The organism is Bathymodiolus japonicus methanotrophic gill symbiont, from assembly GCF_019721995.1.
Classification (GTDB): Bacteria; Pseudomonadota; Gammaproteobacteria; order Methylococcales; family Methylomonadaceae; genus Methyloprofundus.
Genome location: NZ_BLYC01000003.1, coordinates 1 through 18,174, shown reverse-complemented (window position 1 = coordinate 18,174; position 18,174 = coordinate 1). Strand labels below are relative to the sequence as shown.

Annotated in this window: 17 protein-coding genes and 2 pseudogenes; 8 read left to right on the top strand and 11 right to left on the bottom strand. The window is 41.3% G+C overall.

Annotation, left to right across the window (positions count from 1 at the left end; all coding sequences use genetic code 11):
- Positions 1–561: 561 nt before the first annotated feature.
- A complete protein-coding gene (locus tag K6984_RS04975; RefSeq protein ID WP_221894507.1) occupies positions 562–1,278 on the top strand; it encodes a hypothetical protein in 717 nt (238 codons plus the stop codon).
- Here the strand turns inward: K6984_RS04975 and K6984_RS04970 are convergent.
- From K6984_RS04970 to K6984_RS04955, 4 genes are all read right to left on the bottom strand, one after another.
- On the bottom strand, positions 1,255–1,485 hold the full coding sequence (locus K6984_RS04970; protein ID WP_221894506.1) for a hypothetical protein: 231 nt from the start codon (positions 1,483–1,485) through the stop codon (positions 1,255–1,257). The two genes, K6984_RS04975 and K6984_RS04970, sit on opposite strands and share 24 nt — an antisense overlap.
- 20 nt (positions 1,486–1,505) lie before the next feature.
- Positions 1,506–2,684 (bottom strand): hypothetical protein, encoded by a 1,179-nt coding sequence (locus K6984_RS04965; protein WP_221894505.1) that lies wholly within the window; start codon positions 2,682–2,684, stop codon positions 1,506–1,508.
- Positions 2,677–3,888, bottom strand: a complete 1,212-nt coding sequence (locus K6984_RS04960; RefSeq protein ID WP_221894504.1) for a hypothetical protein — start codon at positions 3,886–3,888, stop codon at positions 2,677–2,679. The genes K6984_RS04965 and K6984_RS04960 overlap by 8 nt, the downstream gene beginning before the upstream one ends.
- A gap of 276 nt (positions 3,889–4,164) precedes the next feature.
- Entirely contained in the window at positions 4,165–4,512 is a 348-nt protein-coding gene (locus tag K6984_RS04955; protein WP_338024461.1) for an ABC transporter permease, read from the bottom strand.
- A gap of 67 nt (positions 4,513–4,579) precedes the next feature.
- Here K6984_RS04955 and K6984_RS04950 point away from each other — a divergent pair, with 67 nt between their 5' ends.
- A complete protein-coding gene (locus tag K6984_RS04950) occupies positions 4,580–5,746 on the top strand; it encodes an IS3 family transposase (RefSeq protein ID WP_087870166.1) in 1,167 nt (388 codons plus the stop codon).
- Here the strand turns inward: K6984_RS04950 and K6984_RS04945 are convergent.
- The 3 genes from K6984_RS04945 to glmU all read right to left on the bottom strand — a co-directional run bounded on the left by K6984_RS04945 (position 5,714) and on the right by glmU (position 9,660).
- A complete protein-coding gene (locus K6984_RS04945; RefSeq protein ID WP_221894502.1) occupies positions 5,714–6,325 on the bottom strand; it encodes a DNA-3-methyladenine glycosylase I in 612 nt (203 codons plus the stop codon). The two genes, K6984_RS04950 and K6984_RS04945, sit on opposite strands and share 33 nt — an antisense overlap.
- 130 nt (positions 6,326–6,455) lie before the next feature.
- Entirely contained in the window at positions 6,456–8,285 is a 1,830-nt protein-coding gene (glmS, locus tag K6984_RS04940; protein WP_221894501.1) for a glutamine--fructose-6-phosphate transaminase (isomerizing), read from the bottom strand.
- A 1-nt stretch (position 8,286) separates the two neighbouring features.
- Positions 8,287–9,660 carry a bifunctional UDP-N-acetylglucosamine diphosphorylase/glucosamine-1-phosphate N-acetyltransferase GlmU gene (glmU, locus tag K6984_RS04935; protein WP_221894500.1) on the bottom strand — a complete coding sequence of 458 codons (1,374 nt, stop codon included), beginning with the start codon at positions 9,658–9,660 and terminating at the stop codon, positions 8,287–8,289.
- A gap of 314 nt (positions 9,661–9,974) precedes the next feature.
- Between glmU and K6984_RS04930 the strand changes: the two genes are divergently transcribed.
- From K6984_RS04930 to K6984_RS04910, 5 genes and pseudogenes are all read left to right on the top strand, one after another.
- Positions 9,975–10,307: a hypothetical protein gene (locus K6984_RS04930; RefSeq protein WP_221894499.1), complete on the top strand. Its 333-nt coding sequence runs from the start codon at positions 9,975–9,977 to the stop codon at positions 10,305–10,307.
- A 619-nt stretch (positions 10,308–10,926) separates the two neighbouring features.
- Entirely contained in the window at positions 10,927–11,250 is a 324-nt protein-coding gene (locus K6984_RS04925; RefSeq protein WP_221894498.1) for a hypothetical protein, read from the top strand.
- Positions 11,251–11,292: 42 nt separating this feature from the next.
- On the top strand, positions 11,293–12,219 hold the full coding sequence (locus tag K6984_RS04920) for a transposase (protein ID WP_338024460.1): 927 nt from the start codon (positions 11,293–11,295) through the stop codon (positions 12,217–12,219).
- A gap of 276 nt (positions 12,220–12,495) precedes the next feature.
- Positions 12,496–12,807 (top strand): annotated as a pseudogene (locus K6984_RS35980) (transglutaminase-like domain-containing protein); the annotation flags it as partial.
- Complete coding sequence (locus K6984_RS04910) at positions 12,783–13,022, top strand: hypothetical protein (protein WP_221894496.1); 240 nt, start codon at positions 12,783–12,785, stop codon at positions 13,020–13,022. The pseudogene K6984_RS35980 and the gene K6984_RS04910, both read left to right, overlap by 25 nt.
- 456 nt (positions 13,023–13,478) lie before the next feature.
- Here the strand turns inward: K6984_RS04910 and K6984_RS04905 are convergent, their stop codons facing one another.
- The 4 genes from K6984_RS04905 to K6984_RS04890 form a co-directional block, all read right to left on the bottom strand.
- Positions 13,479–13,835 carry a hypothetical protein gene (locus K6984_RS04905; protein ID WP_230987909.1) on the bottom strand — a complete coding sequence of 119 codons (357 nt, stop codon included), beginning with the start codon at positions 13,833–13,835 and terminating at the stop codon, positions 13,479–13,481.
- A gap of 53 nt (positions 13,836–13,888) precedes the next feature.
- Positions 13,889–14,638, bottom strand: coding sequence for a precorrin-2 C(20)-methyltransferase (cobI, locus tag K6984_RS04900; RefSeq protein ID WP_221894495.1), 750 nt, complete (start codon positions 14,636–14,638; stop codon positions 13,889–13,891).
- Between the two features lie 166 nt (positions 14,639–14,804).
- Positions 14,805–16,100, bottom strand: a complete 1,296-nt coding sequence (cbiE, locus tag K6984_RS04895) for a precorrin-6y C5,15-methyltransferase (decarboxylating) subunit CbiE (protein WP_221894494.1) — start codon at positions 16,098–16,100, stop codon at positions 14,805–14,807.
- Entirely contained in the window at positions 16,090–17,187 is a 1,098-nt protein-coding gene (locus tag K6984_RS04890; RefSeq protein ID WP_221894493.1) for a cobalt-precorrin-5B (C(1))-methyltransferase, read from the bottom strand. Before K6984_RS04890 ends, cbiE begins: the two co-directional genes overlap by 11 nt.
- Before the next feature lie 684 nt (positions 17,188–17,871).
- On the opposite strand from K6984_RS04890, the pseudogene K6984_RS04885 reads away from it, so the two are divergent.
- Positions 17,872–18,174, top strand: a pseudogene (locus K6984_RS04885) (IS701 family transposase); the annotation flags it as partial.

The following is an 18,174-nucleotide window of genomic DNA, read 5'->3' as shown; positions in this document are numbered from 1 at the left end:
CTAAAATTAAACTGGCACAGCATCCCTTAAATGCAGTTAATTATGAAATACATTTAAATACAATAGCTTAATGGTTAATGTTGTTCATTAAATTCAATGAGTGTTGAACTGGTGTTTATTTAACAGGGAATACTGAGGAAACTGAAGTTTCCCAATTATTGAGTAGCTGAAATACACAATGCTGGTGTATCGAGGTTTATTTTAGGTGGTTTTGCCATGTTTATAGCAAACCCCTACTTAATTCCCCTTAGGCAATAGCATTTGAAACGAATGAAAAGACTATTTTTTTCATATAGTTGTAGCATAGTTTCAATTTTACCATAAATAATTATTGGGAAACTTCAGTTTATAAGGTTTACAAGCAGAAACACAAAAGGCTCCGGCGGGTATGTTAATGGACAAACGATAGTATTATTGCTGCTAGTTACCTCATCCATTACAGTGCCTACCCGACCAAAACAGAGATTGCATTAGGCTTATTAAAAGAGTTTAAAGTTGCGCATAGCCTGATTAAAATTAAAGGCGTACTGGCTTGATGCGCTGTATGGTGAAAAAGCCTTTATGGACGAAGCCGCTAAAGAATCTGGAGGCTCGCAGGTGATTAGCCAATTACGTGAAAACCAAAATATTGAATATAGAGGTAGAATAAGGTCAGTCGAGAGCTACTTTAATTCGATTAACAAAGGCATTGATCAGATAATACGTGTACGTGGCGGCAAAGAGATTAAAGTGACTGTCAGCAGTGCACGATTAAAGGTGAGTTCTCACAGTAAAAAACGCTTTGTCATTGCCTTAGAATATGACGGTGAAAACGACTATCGCTATTTAGTGGCGACAGACCTGAATTGGCGCACACAAGATATTATTCAAGCCTATACGTTGAGATGGTTGATTGAGGTTTTCTTTGAGGACTGGAAGCTTTATGAAGGATGGGGGCGTGAGGCCAAACAATTAGATGAGGAGGGATCAAGCCGTGGCCTGATTCTGAGTCTTTTGTTTGACCATTGCCTTCTCCTTCACCCAGAGCAAATAGCCCGCATTGAAAGCAAACTACCTGCGTATACCGTAGGAAGCTTACAGCGCAAGTCTCAAATGGATGTACTGCTTGAGTTCATCACGTCATTGCTAGAGTTTCCAGATCCTGGTGATAAGCTGAAAGAGTTAGGTGAATTAATAAAGGATGTGTTTCAACTGATGCCATCAGGAAAACATATGATTGGCAGAGATTTAGGGCGCTTAGGGCCAACAGCATCATTAAAGTATTGTTCTGCTGGGTGAAGGTAAGAGTTTGATGGCAATGGGATGGAAAAACTTGAACATCGAGTGATAGGCGACAGGGCAATTCGCTGATTCGACGTGTGCTAGCAGCACGCGAGAGGAGCAAGAATTGCATTCCGAATAGCCGTCCAGCCAGTGAGGTAGTAATGACGAAGCGGCTTTTGTGCGTAGTCGTTGCGGACGCAGGGCGTTCAGGGCATCTCCCATCCGCTGCGTAGGTGAACGAATTATGGCGACAGGAGTCCCGGAATTTCGTGAGGTAGCATGGCGCGCCTGAATTCCAGTTGCAACTGTTCTTCCTGCCTTTTATAAGCAGTATCCATCTCAAATTTCAATTTTTTTTGCTGTATCTCTCTTTCTAATTCCTGCACATGTGCATTATCTTTTGCTTCCAGCCAGCGAGCCTGTATTTGCTCATATTTCTCAATATCTGCCTGCACTTTCTGGTCTTCTAATAAGGCTTGATGACTTAAATCTTCTGCCTGCGATTTCAGCTCCGCATTTCTGGTACGTTTTTCCTGCTCTTGCCTGGCCTGCAACTGAACATTTAAAGTAATATCATTCAGATAATTTTCATGCTGTATTTTTTCTTCATGCAAACGGGCCTCAATAGCAAACTGTTCTTGCTGCTGTTGCTGTTGATCGAGTAATAATTGCCGTTGATGTGTGGCATCCTGATCCTGCTTCAGCCGCTCTAATTCTGCTTCCTGCTCTATACTCTCTAGCTGCTTATGGTGATACGCTAGTAATTGCTGTTGCTCTTGTTGCTCTTGGCGAAACTGCTCTTCCCGCCGCTCTTCAGATACCTCATAGCTCTTTTTCAACACACTTAGATAAACCGTTTCCTTACCCAGTTGCACATCAGGAAACTCAACAAATGAAGCTCGAATAGAACAACGCGCCTGTGCATCAATATCTTCTATCATCAACATTTCGCTCACGTCCATGGCAATGGATTTTCCTATCTCCCCCAGACCAGAACGCACCCATTCGTCATCTTGTAAATTCAGTAATTGCTTACTAATCTTGTCTTTAACTGACCTATGAAAGGTGTTTTTAATATGTTCATTAATATCGGAGAGGATTTCGGTGTGTTTCTGCGCATATTCCAATGCTGCCTGAAAGCGAATATTTAGCTGCGTATCGATGGTACAAAACTCATCATACAGTTGCATTCGATCACACACCTGCCAGTCTTCAACTGCTAAAGGGTATAGCGTATGATAAAAGCGCTTAACAAAATTTTGCGGGCGCAAGTACAGGCTTTGATAGGGGCCAAAATCTCTCAGAACCAATTGCCGGCTTTCATCAAAGTTGATCTCCCACACTTCAGAACCTGACGTCAGGTCATTGTCCAAAATACCATCGATTAACCACCTCTCTAATTCAGTGCCCGAACTACTCATGTTCACCCACTTTTCTTGCCAATTGTGCTTCAGCTCGTAGTTTAGTTAATTTATCACCCATTTTTGCTGCAATCAATGGATACAAATTAGGCGCAAATTCTACCGTTCTATTATCTATTTTCCGCAGAAAACCACGGCTCAGCAACAAGCCTACCGCAAACATTCGCGACCAGTCTGAATAACGCCGAGCCTTTTCGATATTACTTTTCTCAATGATCATTTCCAGCTCATCATTTTTATTAATTCGAAACTGGGTAAACTGGCGTAAACATTCAAATACCAGCTCTTCTTCATCAGCAGTCAATGGCCCCGGTGCTGTAAATTCCAGGCGGTACGAAAGCAGCACGGTAAAAAAATCAACCATCGCAGCACAACCAAACGCAAACAAAGAAAAGCCATTCCACATTGCCATGCTCGGCTTTACCTCTTCAATAAACTGCTTGTAGGTTAAAAGCATTGGAGGCTCTGGCAATGACTGGCCGAACTCACTCGCTAACTGATTAACCTTAAACTGTACATTTTGAAAATTGCTAATCACATCGTAATATGCAGTTTCCACATCAATCGCAATATCTAGATTGGTCAGACTGGATTGCAGCTCCTGAACACTTTTATCTAGCGCCGAAAACTCTGTTTGCAGTTCGCTAAAGGCCTGTTTCTTTGCCTGATAAATTTCATTATAGCGTTCCCAGAACGGCCCTTTGCCAACTTGATTCCGAAACCCTGGAACTATTTCAGGGTGCGTTCCAAAATAAGCCAGCGAGACCTCTTTAGAGGCTTGCTCCAGATCAGCCCGCTTTTGCGCCAACACTTTGCTTTTAAAAGGTAGTACCTCATTGAGATAGGATTTTATATCGGTTCTGATATCGTTTAAGCGCTGGATATGGATGCTATCTTTTTCAGAAACTTCGTAAAATTTAAAATACGAAAACGACACCGACGCGACCAATGCTATCACTAATGAAACCAGCACCGAAAAATAGCGCATACGATTTGCGCGCCAGTGTATGCCAGCAAGTTCCAGCGTGCAAATCACCACTATAGACTGAATCGCAACGGTAATCACCAAGGCGATCCAGGGAATAATGAAATGCGACATACCATAATATGTCGTAAAACCTGATGCCACACTTAACATTAAGACAATGGGAATCGACCATGTTCTTAGCATACCGACAAAAAAGGTTTGCATGCGGTTAATCATGTAGCCGCATGCCAGCCGCTTTTATTTTTGTTTTTTCTGGGCTATTCATTGCTTAACGTTTCTCTGCCTAGTCACTCATGGATCTAAAATGCTTCTACTTTTAACACATTCTTCAGTGTCGAGTCAAAACCGAAGATGACTGGGGGCGCGATTAAATAAGCAACATAATGTCGTAGAGCAGACTTTAGTCCGTTATGTGTGAGAAGTTCTCAGACTAAATTCCGACCTACAAATATTATTTTCAATTTAATTATCAGCAATCATAAAACGTCAACATTACTCAGTGCGCAAGGCTTCCAATGGCTGCAAGCGGGCAGCTTTCATTGCTGGAACTACCCCTGCCAAAAGGCCTATTAATAAGGAAACAGCAAATGCTACAGCAATATAACCCCAGGCGAGCTGTACTGGCAAGCCAGGCACGACAATAGTAATCAGTTGCACGACTATAATCCCTAGCCCGACTCCGACAAGTCCACCGACCAGGCTCAGTACCAAAGCCTCAAATAAAAACAGTGTAAAAATAGTATTCTGTTCAGCACCAACGGCACGGAGTAATCCGATCTCGGAAATACGCTCAGAAACAGCAATGGTCATAATAGTTAAAATTATAATCCCCCAGCAAATCCAGACAAGAAATCAAAGCAATCTTATTCCAAATTAGTTACTATTTGTAAAAAATTGGAGTATTAAAATGAGCAGAAAAAGAACGGTCTACAGTGCTGAATTTAAAAGCAAGTTGGTATTAGAAGTTTTAAAGAATGAAAAAACACTGCAAGAAATTGCCAGTGCAAATAACATCACACCTAAGAACCTACAAAACTGGAAAAAAATATTCTTAGACAATGCAGAAATAGCAATGGAGCCCTCCAAAGCCGTTAAAGATTACAAAGAGGATCTATTAGCAGCTCAAGAACAAAATGAGATGCTCACAAAAATCGTAGGAAAAATGACGGTTGAAAAGGAGTGGCTCGAAAAAAAGCTAAAAAGCTTGGACTCATCTGATAGAAAACAGTTGATTGAGCCCAAGCTTAACACTCTACCTCTAACACAGCAGTGTGCATTATTAGGATTAAATAGAAGCAATCTCTATTACAAAAAAAGAGAGAATAAAAAGAAAGAAGAGATCAAAACTCAGATTAATCACATTTTTAAAGACATCCCTATTTATGGTGCGGCTAAAGTACACCAGCAGTTGCTTGAAGGTGGTTTTAAAGTCAGTTTAAACACGGTGGCGAGTTATCGGCAGCAGATGGGCTTGAAAGCCGTATTAGCGGTAAAACAAGTCAATACAACGATCCCCATAAAAGAACATAAAAAATATACTTATAAGCTTAGAGATCTTGATATATCACACGCTAACCAAGTTTGGAGTACAGATATAACCTATATTAAAACCAAAGAAGGGATGGTTTATTTAGCGGCGATTATTGATTGGCACTCAAAAGCAGTGCTCGCCCATAAAATATCAAACACAATGGATTCTTTTTTAGTTATGGATGTATTAGATGAAGCGCTTTCTCTCTACGGAACACCTGAAATTTTTAATACGGATCAAGGCAGTCAATACACCAGTGAAATTCATACCCAACGACTAAAAAACAAAGGCATTACTATTTCTATGGATGGAAAAGGACGAGCAACGGATAATATTTGTATTGAACGGTTTTGGCGAAGTGCAAAATGTGAGCGTATTTATTTAAATGAATATGGTTCAATTAGAGCGTTAATAGAAGATGTTGATGACTATATTGAGTTTTATAATCATCAACGGTTTCATGAAACCCTGGACTATAAAAAACCAATGAATGTATATAGAGAAAGTATTTTAGCTAATGAACAGCAGAATGAAGCGGCTTAGGAATATGGAATAAGGATTGTTGAAAAATCTGTCTTGACTCTTTGGGGTGCTATAGCCTGTAATACATCGGTGCTTAATATAAAGCTGTCTATACCAACCAGTCTTAATACTCTTGGCCCTGTATTTCCGCCTAGACGCGCGCCCCTTTGCTTTAAGTAGCTTAAACAACTCAACAATATTGTATGTGGGCCATAGACCGATAAATTTTGCGAAACTGCCATGCTCTTTAGCGATTTCATTTATCCATTGCGCATTTCTGGGAACGGTTATTATCTTTTGCATATTGCGGATTATGCGTGCGTCTTTGGCCAATGCTTCCAAGTCTTCTGCGGATAATAATTCCAGTATTTCAGGCTTGAGTTTATTAAATACGGTTTCAAATTCCGGCCACTTTTTTTCCACGACTTTCCAGTTAAACCCTGCCTGAAAGATACACTGGGTCATTATCGACAAGATCCGGTCATCTGTTAGCAAACAGACTTCCTCTACCGATTTGATTGGGGGTAAGAGTGATTTTAGCTGATCTTCGCCGCCTTTTCTGGTCGCGGCGCGCTGAAATATTTGCTCAAAATCCTGCATCTTTTTAATCGCTACTGAATGGAAATATACTTAGGTGCTCACAAAATACACTCATATCCTAAAAAAATCATGCAACGCTTATTCCCAAACAGAGTTTGGGAACGAAGGCCAATTCATCTCGCTACCAGCATTACTCCACCGTTACTGATTTAGCAAGGTTTCTTGGCTGATCGACATCGGTGCCTTTAAGTATGGCGACATGATAGGAAAGTAGTTGTAGCGGAATCACATAGACTATCGGGGCAATCAGGTTATTTACCTTGGGGATCCTGACAATTTGCACATTGTCATCCGCTTCTGTGCTAATTGATTCGTCAAGAAAAACAATTAGTTGCCCACCTCTGGCACTGACTTCCTGGATATTGGACTTCAGTTTTTCTAATAAACTATTATTAGGTGCGACTGTTACCACAGGCATTTCAGCATCTATCAAGGCGAGCGGGCCATGTTTTAATTCACCTGCAGGATAGGCTTCCGCATGAATATAGGATATTTCTTTTAATTTTAAAGCACCTTCCATCGCGATGGGGTAGTGCGTTCCTCTACCTAAAAACAAGGCGTGATTTTTTTCGGCAAATTGCTCTGATAAGGTTTCAATTTCTGTATCAATTTGTAGTACTTCTTTGATAATGCGGGGTAATTTGAATAACTCTGTGGTTATTTCTGCCTCTGTTTCAGCCGTTAAGGCAAAGCGTCTGCCCACTGCCATCACCAGCAACATTAGAGAAACTAACTGGGTAGTAAATGCTTTAGTAGATGCCACGCCAATTTCAGGCCCGGCCCGGGTCATTAATACTAAGTCTGACTCTCTAACTAAGGAACTTTCGGGTACATTACAAATACTTAATGAGTACTTCGCACCCAGCCTTTTTGCTTCTGCTAATGCTGCCAGTGTATCGGCTGTTTCACCCGATTGCGAGATGGTCACAACTAGAGTATCTGCTGATAGTACCGGCTTGCGATATCGAAATTCACTGGCGACTTCCACTCGGCAGGGAACGCGAGCTAATTTTTCAAACCAGTATTCTGCCACTAGGCCAGAATGAAAGCTGGTGCCACAAGCCAATATTTGTACGGCATTTACCTTATCAAATATTGCTGCGGCATTATGCCCAAAAGCATAGTCTTGTAACTTATCCGCTATAAATCGCCCTTCCAGGGTTTCGGCAATGGCATTAGGTTGCTCATATATTTCCTTGAGCATATAGTGCCGATACTCGCCTTTATCTACCGCATCAGCCTTTAAGCTACTTTCTTTAACTGGCCGGTCGACTAGCTGATCATCTTTGTCATAGATAACCAGGCTGTTAATTTTCAGTTCAGCAATATCCCCTTCTTCTAAAAAGATAAAGCGCTGGGTAACAGGTAATAGCGCGGCTACATCTGAGGCGATAAAGTACTCACCTATACCTACACCAATTACTAAGGGGCTGCCTTTACGACAGGTAATTAATGTATCTTCTTCATCTTTGCTGACCACGCCTAGTGCATAAGCGCCCTCTAAATGCTGGATGGTATTTTTTACCGCTTGTAACAAACTATCGGTATTTTCTAATTCTTGATAAATCTGATGGGCAATGACTTCAGTGTCAGTTTCCGAGGTAAATTTATAACCCTGGGCTTTTTGTGTATCACGCAACAGCTGGTGATTCTCAATAATGCCGTTATGTACTACTGCCACTTTGTTATTACAGATATGGGGGTGAGCATTCTGGGTACTGGGCTTGCCATGGGTTGCCCAACGCGTATGAGCAATGCCGATATTTCCTGAACATGGATCTGCAGCAAGCAAATCTTCCAGGCCTTTAGTCTTGCCGATTTCTCGATGCCGATGAATTTGCTTATCTGCAATAACCGCTAATCCAGCCGAATCGTAGCCACGATATTCCAGCCTTTTCAAGCCTTCAATTAAAATAGGGAGGACATTTCTTTGTGCAATTCCTCCGACTATGCCACACATATTATTGCTCCTTCTTAACTGGACGCTGCCAGTTTTGTATTGTGATTTGCTTAGATCGAGTTAAGGTTAGTTTTTCATCTGGGGTACTTTTGGTAATCGTCGAACCCGCCCCAATGGTAGCATTTTTACCTACTGTGACCGGGGCAATTAGTTGTGTATCTGACCCAATAAATGCACCGTCTTCTATCACTGTGCGGAATTTATTAACGCCATCGTAATTGCAGGTAATAGTGCCCGCACCAATATTGACTTTACTGCCTATTGTGGCATCACCGATGTAGCTTAAGTGATTAATTTTGCTCCCCTTTGCCACTGTCGCCTTTTTGACTTCTACAAAATTTCCAATATGCACCTGCTCAGCTAGCTCTGCCTGTGGGCGTAATCTGGCAAAGGGCCCTATTCTGCTACCCGCGCCGACTATAGCATTATCAATAATACAGTTAGCTAGAATCTCTACATTATCGGCAATCACTGAATTATTGAGAATGGTATTGGCTCCAATTTTTACATTATTACCTATGCTATTATTGCCCTCGAAAATAACATTAATATCCACCGATATATCCTGACCTAAAGCAGTAAAACTTCCCCGGCAGTCTACCCGCGCAGGATCTAATAAGCTTACGCCCAGCTCCATTAATTTGTCTGCCTGCAAGCTTTGATAAACTCGCTCAAGGTGACTCAGTTGCTTGCGATCATTGACCCCTAACACTTCGTCTATAAATTCTGGCTGACTGGTTTTAATAGCTATACCGTCATTAACCGCCATTTCTATGACATCGGTTAGATAGAATTCCTGTTGCGCGTTACTATTATCCAGGCGGTGAATCCAGAGCTTTAACTGTTCGCCCTTAACGGCAAGAATGCCAGTATTGACCTCGTTAATACCCTGCTGTTTTTTTGTCGCATCTTTCTGCTCAACTATTTTTAGCACCCTATCAGTCGTATCATCACGCACTATACGTCCATAGCCGGTCGGATTTTCAAGATTAACGGTTAGTAGCGCCACGCTTTGTGTTGATACATTGGCCAGCAAACCATCGATAGACTGTTTACTCAATAACGGCACATCACCATATAAAATAAGCAGAGTATCTTCATTCTCTATCAGACTATCCGCTTGTAATACGGCATGTCCCGTACCTAATTGTTCTTGCTGCTCTACCCATTGAGCATCTATCTCAGATAATGTTTGCTTAACCAGCTCGCCACCATGGCCATAGATGATAATAATTTCATTATTATCTATTTGCTTACTAGTATCATATACATGTTGCAACAAACTGCGATTGGCAACTTTATGCAATACTTTTGGCAAGGCTGATCGCATGCGCGTACCTTGCCCAGCTGCTAATATGATGGTTTTTACAGTCATGTATTGTCCCTTGTAAATGGTGTTAGTTAAATTTAGTGGGTGCTGTACTAGCTGCTCTGTAGGCCAATAATTAAGAGCCTGAAAAGTATATCATATTGAGAAATGTCTGTTTTGACACTGCTTGCTTCTAAAACATCAGTGAGCATATATTGCTGCACTGGTTAAAATATCTTTTTTGATATGTAAATTAATCCTAATAACTGGTCTGACACACAATGCACTAAAAGATATTATCAGCTACGTGCTGCACCAGCACACTCTTAGTATGGCCTAGACTATTAAGTCCATTTATTTTTAAACACACAAGTTACGCCATGAAATCAAACGTTATTTTTTTACTCTTTACTCTCTGTTTATTTATACCAGAATATAGCCCTGCAAATGAGCAACAAGGGCATATCAATATTAAAGTAGATTTACAAACCACTGAGTCGCCACAAGCTGCGAAAATATGGCTACCGTACCCAGTGTCCGGGCAGTATCAATTAATTGAAGATATGCATATTCAAGGCAATTTTATAAACTCTGGCGTTTATAAAGAACCGATCAGTGGTGTGTTGTACTTTTATGCTGAGTGGCCAAAGGGAATTCAGCAGAAACGTTTACTGTTTGGTTTTAACCCATCTTCGTCACTTTTATCTTTCTAAGCTATTGATTCATCGGTTTAATCGATTTTTTGTCGAAAAATTCTCTTTAAAATCAATGGTGTTTTTTTGAAAGTTTTGTAGTGCCATTTATATTATTTTTGTCGATAAATTCATTGACTTTTGTCAAAAAAATCATCGTTATTTGAGTGTAATTTACATGCGACAAAAATACTCTAAAAAAATCAACGTTTTATACAAAAACCATCAGTGTTCCCATTGAAAGAAGAAGGTAACTACTCAGCGTAATTTAAACTCATAACAGATTGATTTAAAATAATAATTAATGTATCTCTCTGAATTTTAGCCCAATTTTCACCCCTTTTTAAAGGTGAAAATGACTAAAGTCAGGTTAAATTAAAATATATCCATTTGATTTTAAAGTTAAAAAATACGCTGAGTAGTTACAGAAGAAGTACCTAAACAAAGCAGCCTATAACCTACCTGAAGGTAGCACCACTCGAATATTTCCATATTTCTGATTTTAATCACTTATAACAGCAAATAAACACTCTGTAGGCACCGTAAAAAAACAACAAATAATTTCAAATAAAGCTTGCAATTGCCGAAAAAATTTTTCTAATAATTACCGTTGTAATCACCTCATAAACGGATATCACCCATGCTTAAAGACCTACCACTCTCTGAACGTATTCACCAACACTGCAATGAAAGTATGGAACGTGCCCTGTTAGCAGAGCGTCATCCTTTGTGGGCTCGTTCAAGCCCAGAGTTGAAGGATATCGACTTTATTCGCCTTGGGTTATTACGCTGTATCAGTGTGGTCGATAGTGGTCGCCATTTCCTCCAAACCAATGAACAGATTTATGGCCAGCTGCTTCCCCACTCAACGTATTTTAAATCACTGAAGTCGCATAGACGAACAAGTATGCTTGAGGCATTTGAACAGCAGAGCTATCATCTTCACTCTGAAACACTGCTATAGCATGATTATCATAAAACATTCCCGGAACTTGACGAATACACCATAGAAGCAGCGGATGGACATTTTATTGATCATGCTTGCCATGCTGAAAAGAACAGCAAGGGGAAAGTTTATGCGGCCGGGGGGATTTACGCGTTGAATCTCAGAAGTGGGTTGCTCAGATTTCTTTGTCTGGTGACAAACGGAACTCAGAGACATCAAGAAATACCTGTGTTACGAGATCATATTGGAAAGCAAAACAAGGGAAATAACAGCTCTCAGAAACATCTCTATGTCTACGATAAAGCCGTCACCGACTTTGTCTGGTGGGATCGGCAGAAACGACATGCTAATTACATGATTTCAATGCTAAAAGAAAATTCAATTGCGACTCTGGTTGAGCCTATCCCTTTTGACTCCCGCCATAAGATCAATACAGGGGTTGAAGCATACAGTGTGTACGAAAACAAGGGCATCAAATTTAACGTGGTGGATTACCGTGATCCAGAAACCGGAAAACTTCACCGGTTTGTGACAACCTTGCCAATGACTATTAACCCTGGAACCATTGCCATGCTGTATTTCAAGCGATGGACGATTGAAAAGACATTCAATAACACTAAAAGTAATTTCAAGGAAACTAAAGCTTGGTCTTCCAATACCCGCTCACTTGAAAATCAAATGCGCCTGACTGCAATGAGCTATAATTTAATGCGCGTGTTTGAAGAGATTTCAAAAACACAACAGCCAGAATTGATTCATCCATCGGATAAAAAATATAGCAAGGCTCTGGAGATTAGGCAGCAACAGGCTCAAAAACGAGATCGTTTTGTGAATCCATTATTTTTCCAGGCAAGAATATCTCGTATCAGCTCGTATACCATTCGAGCAGTTCAAAACGCAATAATAACAGGAATGTCTTTACAGTGCTTTATGAGCTCTCTTGTGGCGAGGTTAGTTTCACGGCCTCAATTGATTGGGGAACACTGATGACAAAAACACAAAATCTGTAGTGCCAACTGGCTACTTTTTAAAATTTCAACCAATTGATTTATAACAACTACATCATCAATAGTGACGAAGATGGGTTAAGGTAAGCAGCAAAGAACGCCAGAATAGAAACTTACGCGATACCGGCGCACCAGTACCGATTGAAATACAAAAATATTTGCAGTCTGAATGGTGGATTCCAACGGGAGGGCAGGTTGCAGAAATTGCTAATAACATCAAAAAAGGTAAAACCGGTATTCTTGAAAAGCACAGGCTGTTTATGACTGGGTCGTTGAAAACACATCGCGAGATCCCAGCGTCAAAGGTTGCGGCCTTGGTATTGTTGAAGTGACCTTAAGCAAATTAAGTGGAAAATGCGCTGATATTAGTTCTGTCTATGTGGCGTTAGCAAGAAACATCGGCGTTCCAGCCAGAGAAGTTTTTGGCCTTAGACTAGGTACAAAAGCAGTGCAAGACATTACTAATGATTATCATTGCTGGGCTGAATTTTACCTTCCCGGTACAGGCTGGGTAGCCGTTGATCCCGCTGATGTAAGAAAAAAATGCTGGAAGATAACCTGGTATTAGCCGATACAAAAGAGCTTAGAAAGTATTTTTTTGGCGGTGTCGATGCATACCGGATGGTGCTTGAACGAGGCGGCAGAGGGATTAGACTGCCGCCCGCACAGCAGTCAAAACCTGTTAATTACCTTATGTACCCCTATGTGGAAATTAATGGCATAGAACTTGATTATTTTGACCCCGAAAGCTTCCGTTATTCAGTGCAGTTTAAGCAATTTTAGCAGAAAACTAGCATCAATCTGCTCTGCTTGATCCTAATAACATCAGTTGAACGCTGATTGCGCGCATAAGTCATTGAATATTATATCTATTAGGCTTTTTCTCCCTCACCCATTTGCTGGGTCAAACCCGCTTCACGGTTTTGAGAAGATTGGCAACTTTAAGGCAACGCGCAATAAATAATCCGGGTGAGTTATTTATGCACGTTACCTAAGTAACTGAAGATTCCCAATAATTATTTATGGTAAAATTGAAACTATGCTACAACTATATGAAAAAATAGTCTTTTCATTCGTTTCAAATGCTATTGCCTAAGGGGAATTAAGTAGGGGTTTGCTATAAACATGGCAAAACCACCTAAAATAAACCTCGATACACCAGCATTGTGTATTTCAGCTACTCAATAATTGGGAAACTTCAGCTAAGTGATTTCTTCGACTGAATGACTAATCCGCGTGCTAGCGCTTAACTTCTTTCTCAATCTTTGTTTTGCCATCAATGACTAACAGTGAAATACCGCCTACAGTTTCATGTACTGTACACTTGGCTAACTTAAAGCTATATTTATCATCTGATTTAGACGCATCCCAGATCATAGTCACATAAGTTAGATGATCGGTATCAGTAGATGTAGGGAAATACGTTTGATCGCCGGTGAATTTTTTTATTGCTTGTGGGCATTTTAAATTTGCCATACGCTGCATTTGAGCAGTCGCCCTAACCATCGCGGCATTTTCCTGTTGTTCTACCGTTTGTTCTTTGTTGCCTCCAACCATTAAAAAACCGATTACAAATACAGCAACAACTGCGGCCATTAATTTTTGCGTACCATTCATATTATTTCCTCTTGATTTCTTATTATAGGAGTTTACTTTTTCCGGCAACCGCGGATAAGTTCCTCCCTAATTCTATGGGAATTATGTACCATTAGCAATGATAAATAATTGACTTTTTGCCCTTTTAGACTCATTACATCGCGGACAATGCGCTCTTCATTAGACCCAGCCTTTTCGATAAAACAAGACTGAGTTAATAAATTCTTATGTTCTAATAATTCGAGTATATCATCAAGTAGTGGCTTTACCTTTAATAAAATTAAGGTATCAAAGTCATGCAGCATTTTTTCAATCATTGCTATACCGTAGCCAGCCGGAATAATCGCAACCGTATCATCGGTATCCGCCAGTGGGATTTTAGCGCGCGCCGCCGCCGCATTAAATGAGCTGACCCCGGCAATCGTTTCAATGATAATGCTGGCATCCAGCGCGGCGACAGTTTTTGCCAGGTGCTGAAAGGTCGAATAGGTTGAAGCATCTCCTTCAACTAAAAACACCACATCATTGCCTGCCTGTAATTTGGATAATACCTGCTCGGCAGCCCGCAGCCAGTATTTAGCTAATATTTCCCGGTCATGGGTCATCGGAAAAACCAGCTCGGTATGATTTTCCGGAGGCGTTAACCCTGCTTGCAGAGCAATGTTGAGCGCATAGCTCTTACCCTGTTTTTTTCTTACCGGGTAAGTCCACTCTGCCCCGGAATGTAATAATTCCCAGGCTTTTCTAGTGATTAAGCCAGGGTCACCAGGACCTAAGGAGACACCATATAAGCTTGCTATCATTTAGTTCTCCATAAAGAGCTTGACGTTATTGTGACTTCCATATCACTGTTTAACTTGGTAAAAGGTAATAAAGCAAAACGTTGTGAGTCTGATTTTTGGTCTTTACTAATAAGGTCTCTTCTCTTACTTATGTTCATCTCCTTCATGGTATAAAGCGTAGTACGCATTAAGTATTCACTCCATTGTGTATTGTTTTTTGTGCACAGACGACCCATACCGGATTTTCAGCGCGCATACGGTGCATATGTAAAATAGGTTGGCTACGTGAAGCTTGTAACTGGGTGATATCCCAGCTTGCACTGCTTTGCTTCAATATCTCTAATGCGGTAGTTAAATTTCCCAGTGTTACAAAGTTCATGACTAGACAGCCATTCGCCTGCAGCCTCTCTAGGCTAAGTGCAATAAGCTCAGCTAGTTCACCACCAGAGCCACCGATAAATATAGCATCCGGCGCTGGCCAGTACTCCATTCCCCGCGGTGCTTTATTTTCTATGATGGTGTAATTATGCAGTGCAAAGTCACGCGCATTTTCACTGGCAATCGCAAAGTCAGCAACATTTTTTTCCACTGCATAGACATGCCCTTTAGTACACAGTTTAGCTGCTTCTATACCGACTGACCCTGATCCTGCTCCTATATCCCAGGTAATGCTCTCAGCCGTTAATTGCATTCTTGCTAGTGATACGGCACGCACTTCGCGCTTGGTTATCAGGCCTTTATCCGGTTTGCGCTGCTTAAATGCATGATCTGCATATCCAAACAGTAACTCCGGCTGTTTAGCTTGTAATCGGCACAAGATGACTACATCATTGCCGCTAAATATCTGCCCGGCTAGTTCAGCGATGCTTATGTCCTGAAAGATTTTCTCATCAGTGCAGAGCAGGTTTTCCGCAACCACCATGCTAAATAAATCTGCCATATTTTCCATAACTAGCATGTGCGCAATACGCGATGGGTCATTTTCAGGGCTGGTTAAAATAGCTAATTTATCGTGCTGGTTGATCGCTTGTAGTAAATTATAAAAGCCATGCTCTCTACCAAAACCTGTTTGCCATTCCCCTGCATCTTTATTATGTACCGAGCAGATCTTTGCATCTTGCCAGGCCATCCCTATGCTGGCAAATGCTAGTTGCACAGAGGATACATTGGGTAAAATTTCAAGCTGTTCAGCACCCAGTTTTTTAGTTAAAAAGCTGGCTATACCATGACAAAGAGGATCACCTGTGGCTAATACTACAACGGATTTTTTACGGGTTAACGCGCTATTGATCCACTCCGGCACTTTAGCTAAATTTCCGCTTAGGTCTTTACATTCGGCAGCACTGATTGAATCAGCAAACAGCGTTAATACCCGTGTTGCCGCAATTACTACCTCGGCATTCTGCAGCGCGTTTAATGCGGCAAATGACAGGCCTTCCAGCCCGTTATCCAGTACACCTATAATCTGACATTTATACGCCATAATCTACTAACTTTTCTCCATCAAAATCACACATTAAGATTCGGTAGCTAAAAACGCCAGGGTAGCGCGCCTCAAGTGTGGTAACCACGCGTGCGCATAATGCTTTATAAAAAGCGTCGGCCAGTCCCTGTTCATGCATGCGTTCCCCTGCAAATCTGGCGGTCTCACCTGCAGCTATTTCCTCACAAACCGAGACTTCGGCACCCACTTCTGCAGCAAGGTCAGCTAATAATTGTGTATTAACCGGGTTACGCCGCGCATGAGTAATCACTTCACCCTGGGCAATTTTGCTGACTTTACCCACCATGCCGCCGATAATGATTTGCTTAATCCCAGCTTGCTGCGCACTATCCAGAGCAGGACCTAAAAAGTCGCCCATCTGTACAAAGCAGGCAGGATCTAAATCAGCTAATTCGCGTATGGTAAATTTCTCGGTACGCCCGCCAGTGGTTAAGACTACCGCCTGCTGTCCCTGATTAGCCGCGACTTCTACACCTTGAACCACACTGGCACGAAAGGCTGCCGTGGAATATGGGTGAACAATGCCGTTGGTGCCTAAAATTGATATACCATCAATAATACCTAGACGATCATTTAAGGTTTTCTTGGCCATATCCCTGCCACCTGGAACTGAAATAGTCACTTCAAGGCTCTTTGTTTGCAGCATGTCGCTAGCGACTTCGCGGATGTTCGCTTCAATATTTTTGCGTGGAACAGGGTTAATTGCCGGACCTCCAACTTCCAGGCCCAGGCCGCGCATGGTAATGGTTCCTACCCCGTCGCCCCCTTTTAATAACACCTGGTTGGCGGTATCGCTTAAGATGCACACAGCAACAGTCATATGCGCTTTATGCGTGCAATCGGGGTCATCCCCGGCATCTTTGATAATAACTGCTTGCGCATGATCTTTAGCGACCGAACTTGCATGTACTGCAAAGCTGACCCGCTGACCATTGGGTAATAAGGATTCGATTTTCTCAGGTACTTTCCCTGTTAACAGGCCTAAAGTCGCAGCTCTGGCCGCTGCAGCAGAACATGCCCCGGTGGTAAAACCTTTGCGTGTACCTTTGGGTTTTTTAGGTGTCATTCGAGCGTTGTGTATAGTGTAGAGCGGACTTTAGTCCGCTAATATAAATAGTTCCATAAGTATTCGCAGTATAAAGTTCAGTATATGGGGCGCTGGCTTTAACCTGCACTGATATTACCCCATGTAGGCTAAAGCCAACGCCCCAATAGAGGTGCAAGAACTTATGCAACGATTTTAATGTAGGCGGGAGATTTATTTAGCTGAAGTTTCCCAATAATTATTTATGGTAAAATTGAAACTATGCTACAACTATATGAAAAAGATAGTCTTTCATTCGTTTCAAATGCTATTGCCTAAGGGGAATTAAGTAGGGTTTTGCTATAAACATGGCAAAACCACCTAAAATAAACCTCGATACACCAGCATTGTATATTTCAGCTACTCAATAATTGGGAAACTTCAGTTATTTAGCACTGAGAGACTAAAGTCCGCTCTACTATGCCAGTAAACCTTAATAAGGCCTCAATATTTCATAGCTGAAGTTTCCTAGTTTTTAAAGCATAAGAATATCAGCTAATGCTTATTTTCCTGAAATATTTGGTATTACTAATATTAATGCCATTCCGTTGACTAAAAGCCTTGAATTCTTTTTAAAAACAACAGGTTAATCATGAATGAGGCCTGGTTTTACTGTATAATAAAAGTTTATAACACATTGATTATACAAATAAAACGACCTCATTCATGTTCATTTTACGCGATATTTTACTCCCGCTTCAAGATCATTTTTCCGAAACCACTTTAGGCCGCGAACGAGCCTCTCTGTTCGTTTACACGATCCTGTCTATTATCGTTCCTTTTACGTCATCAATGACCTCTAATCTTTGGCGTTGCCTTGATACGTTGTTTGGGTTTGAGATCAAGAATAAGCGCTTTTACACTTTCATGGCTTCTTCAACTTTTCCGTGGGCTGGGCTGTGGAAAACTATCTGGGAGCTGATTCCGTCTCCTGAAACAGATGGGCGCATATTGGTTGCACTGGATGAC

Excerpts from the sequence above, each read along its gene's own strand:
- K6984_RS04960 (WP_221894504.1), bottom strand. The coding sequence starts at position 3,888 with ATGATTAACCGCATGCAAACCTTTTTTGTCGGTATGCTAAGAACATGG.
- K6984_RS04890 (WP_221894493.1), bottom strand. The coding sequence starts at position 17,187 with ATGACACCTAAAAAACCCAAAGGTACACGCAAAGGTTTTACCACCGGG.
- K6984_RS04905 (WP_230987909.1), bottom strand. The coding sequence starts at position 13,835 with ATGGCCGCAGTTGTTGCTGTATTTGTAATCGGTTTTTTAATGGTTGGA.
- K6984_RS04965 (WP_221894505.1), bottom strand. The coding sequence starts at position 2,684 with ATGAGTAGTTCGGGCACTGAATTAGAGAGGTGGTTAATCGATGGTATT.
- cbiE (WP_221894494.1), bottom strand. The coding sequence starts at position 16,100 with ATGGCGTATAAATGTCAGATTATAGGTGTACTGGATAACGGGCTGGAA.
- K6984_RS04930 (WP_221894499.1), top strand. The coding sequence starts at position 9,975 with ATGAAATCAAACGTTATTTTTTTACTCTTTACTCTCTGTTTATTTATA.
- cobI (WP_221894495.1), bottom strand. The coding sequence starts at position 14,638 with ATGATAGCAAGCTTATATGGTGTCTCCTTAGGTCCTGGTGACCCTGGC.
- K6984_RS04950 (WP_087870166.1), top strand. The coding sequence starts at position 4,580 with ATGAGCAGAAAAAGAACGGTCTACAGTGCTGAATTTAAAAGCAAGTTG.
- K6984_RS04910 (WP_221894496.1), top strand. The coding sequence starts at position 12,783 with ATGCTGGAAGATAACCTGGTATTAGCCGATACAAAAGAGCTTAGAAAG.
- glmU (WP_221894500.1), bottom strand. The coding sequence starts at position 9,660 with ATGACTGTAAAAACCATCATATTAGCAGCTGGGCAAGGTACGCGCATG.
- glmS (WP_221894501.1), bottom strand. The coding sequence starts at position 8,285 with ATGTGTGGCATAGTCGGAGGAATTGCACAAAGAAATGTCCTCCCTATT.
- K6984_RS04975 (WP_221894507.1), top strand. The coding sequence starts at position 562 with ATGGACGAAGCCGCTAAAGAATCTGGAGGCTCGCAGGTGATTAGCCAA.
- K6984_RS04945 (WP_221894502.1), bottom strand. The coding sequence starts at position 6,325 with ATGCAGGATTTTGAGCAAATATTTCAGCGCGCCGCGACCAGAAAAGGC.
- K6984_RS04970 (WP_221894506.1), bottom strand. The coding sequence starts at position 1,485 with ATGGGAGATGCCCTGAACGCCCTGCGTCCGCAACGACTACGCACAAAA.
- K6984_RS04925 (WP_221894498.1), top strand. The coding sequence starts at position 10,927 with ATGCTTAAAGACCTACCACTCTCTGAACGTATTCACCAACACTGCAAT.